Source organism: Microbacterium sp., from assembly GCF_035277845.1.
Taxonomy (GTDB): Bacteria; Actinomycetota; Actinomycetes; order Actinomycetales; family Microbacteriaceae; genus Microbacterium.
This window is the reverse complement of record NZ_DATEJS010000355.1, coordinates 1-3,193: the sequence shown is the minus strand read 5'-3', so window position 1 is coordinate 3,193 and position 3,193 is coordinate 1. Positions and strand designations below refer to the sequence as shown.

Annotated in this window: 5 protein-coding genes; 1 reads left to right on the top strand and 4 read right to left on the bottom strand. The window is 73.0% G+C overall.

From position 1 onward, the window contains the following. Positions 1-444, top strand: a 444-nt coding sequence (locus tag VJR25_RS15640; RefSeq protein ID WP_324116694.1) for an NAD(P)H-hydrate epimerase, incomplete at its 5' end; no start/stop codon positions are given. A gap of 222 nt (positions 445-666) precedes the next feature. On the opposite strand, the gene VJR25_RS15635 is transcribed toward VJR25_RS15640, so the two are convergent. The 4 genes from VJR25_RS15635 to VJR25_RS15620 all read right to left on the bottom strand — a co-directional run. Continuing rightward, complete coding sequence (locus VJR25_RS15635) at positions 667-1,440, bottom strand: nucleotidyltransferase domain-containing protein (protein ID WP_324116692.1); 774 nt, start codon at positions 1,438-1,440, stop codon at positions 667-669. Positions 1,441-1,448: 8 nt separating this feature from the next. Continuing rightward, on the bottom strand, positions 1,449-1,910 hold the full coding sequence (locus VJR25_RS15630) for a phage tail protein (RefSeq protein ID WP_324116690.1): 462 nt from the start codon (positions 1,908-1,910) through the stop codon (positions 1,449-1,451). 41 nt (positions 1,911-1,951) lie between these two features. Continuing rightward, positions 1,952-2,479: an O-acetyl-ADP-ribose deacetylase gene (locus tag VJR25_RS15625; protein ID WP_324116688.1), complete on the bottom strand. Its 528-nt coding sequence runs from the start codon at positions 2,477-2,479 to the stop codon at positions 1,952-1,954. 31 nt (positions 2,480-2,510) lie between these two features. After that, a partial coding sequence (locus VJR25_RS15620; protein WP_324116686.1) for an MFS transporter occupies positions 2,511-3,193 on the bottom strand: 683 nt, incomplete at its 5' end.

Here is a 3,193-nt window from a genome sequence, read left to right as displayed (position 1 = left end):
GGTCGCGGGGTGGGTGTCGACATCGTGCGCACCGCGGACCGGGTGCACCAGGAGGCGCTCGAGGCGGCTCTCGCCGCCGGGGCCCGGGTCGTCGACCTCGACGAGGCGGTGGCGGGCGGCCACGATCTGGTGCTCGACGGCATGCTCGGGATCGGCGCGCGCGGCGCGCTGCGCGGACGTGCGCGGGAAGCTGCGGCCGCTCTGCTGCCGGCATCCCCGCGCGTGGTGGCCGTCGACCTGCCGAGCGGCCTCGACCCCGATGAGGGCACGTCCGACGGCGTCGTGCTGCCGGCGACGATCACCGTCACCTTCGGCGCGGCGAAGGCCGGCCTGACCCGCGCCGACGGCGTCGCCCTCAGCGGCCGCATCGTGCTCGTCGAACTCGGCCTCGCACTCCCGGCCCCCGTCGCCGAGGCCCGAGTCGCCGAGATCCGCCAGGGCTGACCTCTTCACCCGGTCCGCCCTCTTCACCCGTTCCGACCTCTTCCCCCGGTCCGCCCTCTTCACCCGGTCGTTGAGCGAGGAGCGCAGCGACGAGACGAAACGCGATTCCCCGACCTCTTCACCCGGTCCGCCCTCTTCACCCGGTCGTTGAGCGAGGAGCGCAGCGACGAGACGAAACGCGATTCCTTCGCAGCCCGACAGCCCGTCCGCCCCTCCGCCCACTCACCGGCCGGGGCCCGCGCCCCCGCCGATCACCCTCAGCGCCGGCTCGAGCGCAACCGCCCGTCCCGGGTCCTGCTGCGCCACCTCGCGCCCGAACGCGTCCGTGAGCGCGCGCAGCGAGCGGCGCAGCTCCGCGGCATCCACCCCCGTCGCGCGAGCACCCGCCATCTCGTCGAGCAGCTCCGCCGGCAGCCGGTCGATCTCCCGCGCGTGCCAGGCGTTCAGCCCGTGCCGCATCGCCGCGAGCTGCAGGGTCGTCCGCTGCAGCTCGTCGAGCATCTGCACCGCCTGCCACGTCCGGCCCCGCGCGATGGACGACCGCGCGTGGAGCGCGTACAGCCAGCCCATGCCGATCGCGGCGTCCGCGTCGGATGCCGCCGGCGGCGGTTCCGTCGGCTCGCCGGGCGTCCCGAAGAGCAGGCGGAAGCCGGGTTCGGTGGCGCGGAACTCGTCGTGCGGCCAGAACGACACGTCGACCTGAAGCGACGAGGCCAGCAGGAACACGCGGTAGCGCACCCCGCCGCGGGCGAACACGTCCATGGTGTCCGACACCTCGTCGCGTGCCCGCATCCACGCGGTCCAGTCCGCGACCGTCTGCTCCTCGTCCGCGTCCGCAGCCAGCTGCAGCACGAGGTCGATGTCCGACCAGGCATCCTCGGTGCCGCGGGCCGCCGAGCCGACGAGCGCGGCCCCCGCGATCTGCGGATCCGTCTCGGCCCGCGCGATCATCGCATCGCGCAGTCGCGTCCGGTCCTCCGGGGTGAACAGGCGCATGGCCTCGGTCAGTACTCGCCCTTGATCACGAAGAACGAGCCGCGGATGGTGCCGGCGAGCTTCGACTTCTGCCGGGCGAACTTGAACGCGGACAGCTCCTCGGGCACCGGCATCCCCTCGGAGAGCTTGAACCCGACCGCCCGCTTGCCGCCCTCGGCGAGCGTGTACATCACGTTGATCGACAGACCGGACTCGTAGAACACGTATGACATGCGGATGCCGTCCACGACGAACTCGGTCACCTCGAGGGCCGGCGAGGCGATGTGGATGTCGCGCTCCTCGGCGAGCACGCCGGTGATCCGCGCGAGCGTCTCCGCGCCCTCGTCCGCCGGAACGGTCGTGAACACGTGCTCGTACTTGTTGCGGTAGTACCGCGCCTCGTTGGCGCGCAGTCCCGCCAGCGCCTCGGCGACGGGGGAGGACTCGAGCCCTTCCGTGGACACGTTCACGAAGTCGACGACATACGGCATGCGCCCCACGCTAGCCGATCGCACGACCGCCGACGCCGGGATCACCGGGGCTGGTCGCCCGGTCGCTCGGCGGATCGGAGTGCCGCCTCGATCTCGTCGAAGGCATCCTCCGAGAACGCGACCAGCAGCACCTCGGTGACCGCCGTGCGGGTCGCGCTGATCGTCTCGATCGCGGCCGCGACGGCATCCGCACGCGGCCATCCGTAGATCCCCGCGCTGATGAGCGGGAAGGCGAGGGTGCGCGCGCCGAGCTCGTCGGCCACCCTGAGGCTGCGCCGGTAGCAGGAGCACAGCAGGCCGCGGTCGCGCTCACCGGCGGCGTAGTTCGGCCCGACGGTGTGGATGACCCATCGGGCGGGCAGGTCGCCCGCCGTCGTCCAGCCGGCGTTCCCGGTGGCGAGCCCGTTCGGGAAACGGGCGATGCAGTCCCGCAGCACGGCGGGGCCGCCGGCGCGGTGGATGGCGCCGTCGACGCCACCGCCCCCGCGCATGGCGGTGTTGGCGGCGTTGACGACGGCGTCGACATCCTGCCGCGTGATGTCGCCGAGCACAGCGCGGATCGAGGTCACAGCGTCAGTCTGCCACTCCCGGTCCGCGCCGTCAGGGCCGGTGGGCCATCGTCGCGGCGGCCCGATCTGGCACCGGCGCGGCGTGGGCCTCGACGGCGTTCCGGCGTGCGACGAGCGCCCGGTGGATGCGCCACGCCGCGAGCACGGCGACGATGCTGACCGCGAGGTGCAGCCCGAGGTAGACGTCCGCGAGGCCGGCGCCGAGCAGCAGGCCCGCGACGAGGGGACCGGCGGCCGAGAACGCCGTCTGCAGCGCCGACACGGTGCCGAGGGTCTGCCCGACCATGCCCTTCGGGGCGAGGGAAGCGGTGAGCGGGTTCAGCACCGGGCTGTAGATGGTCTCGCCGACGGCGAAGACGCCGTAGGTCATGACGAACATCGCCGAGGCCACGCCGCCCGGCACGACCTGCGCGGCGGTCAGCAGCAGCCACGACACGATCCAGATGGCGCCGACCGCCATCAGCAGCACGGGCGCCGACCGCTTCGCGGTGAGCCGCACCATGAGCACCTGCAGGATGACGACGACCACGCAGTTGATCGCGGCGGCGGTGCCGATGGTCGACGGGTCGGCCTTCAGCTCGGTGATGGCATAGGCCGGCAGGCCGGACTCGAACTGGGCGTAGAACCCGAGCGCCAGCGCGACGGTCACGACGGCGGTCCAGCGCATGGCCGGTTCCGCGAAGATGACGCGCAGTGCGCCCGGGCGCCGGGCCG

Bases quoted from the DNA above. Each gene is read 5' to 3' on its own strand.
- VJR25_RS15630 (WP_324116690.1), bottom strand. From the start codon at position 1,910: ATGCCGTATGTCGTCGACTTCGTGAACGTGTCCACGGAAGGGCTCGAG.
- VJR25_RS15635 (WP_324116692.1), bottom strand. From the start codon at position 1,440: ATGCGCCTGTTCACCCCGGAGGACCGGACGCGACTGCGCGATGCGATG.